This is a genomic window from Endothiovibrio diazotrophicus, assembly GCF_054657215.1.
In genome coordinates, this window is record NZ_BAAHXB010000326.1 from 1 (window position 1) to 413 (window position 413).

Consider the following 413-nt stretch of genomic DNA (forward strand, 5'->3'; position numbering starts at 1 on the left):
ATCCATCACCTGAGCCAAGTAGGCCGCCTGCTCCTCAAGCGCCCTCGTGAAACGGCTGCGTGGGTTGGCCCACGGAACCTGCTCGGTGAGAACTCCGCACTTCTCGCAGTCAACCCGGCGTTGCGCATAGCTGAGCCAGATCACCACATCACCACACGGGATATGCCGCCAATTGCGCTCAGCACTGTGGTCGTAAACAGGGCAGATCCCTCCACAGCCACTGCATCGTGGTAACCGCCATCGTGGTCGAACGCTGAAAACCAAGTCTTTTCCGCGTTCTTCGATTGTCTCGCAATACAGGTCCGTGACACCGGTCAGCTTTCGGCATAGAGTCGTGGGGCGCATGGGATTCTCCGTGGATTTTGGGGTTTGTGGTGAATCCATCAGAATACGCGTGAGTCCCATGCGTTCCG

Annotated in this window: 1 protein-coding gene; it reads right to left on the reverse strand. The window is 57.9% G+C overall.

What is annotated here, in order from left to right:
- Positions 1-405, reverse strand: a 405-nt coding sequence (locus tag ACYQ2W_RS26655; RefSeq protein ID WP_459874159.1) for a transposase family protein, incomplete at its 3' end; no start/stop codon positions are given.
- Positions 406-413: the final 8 nt, after the last annotated feature.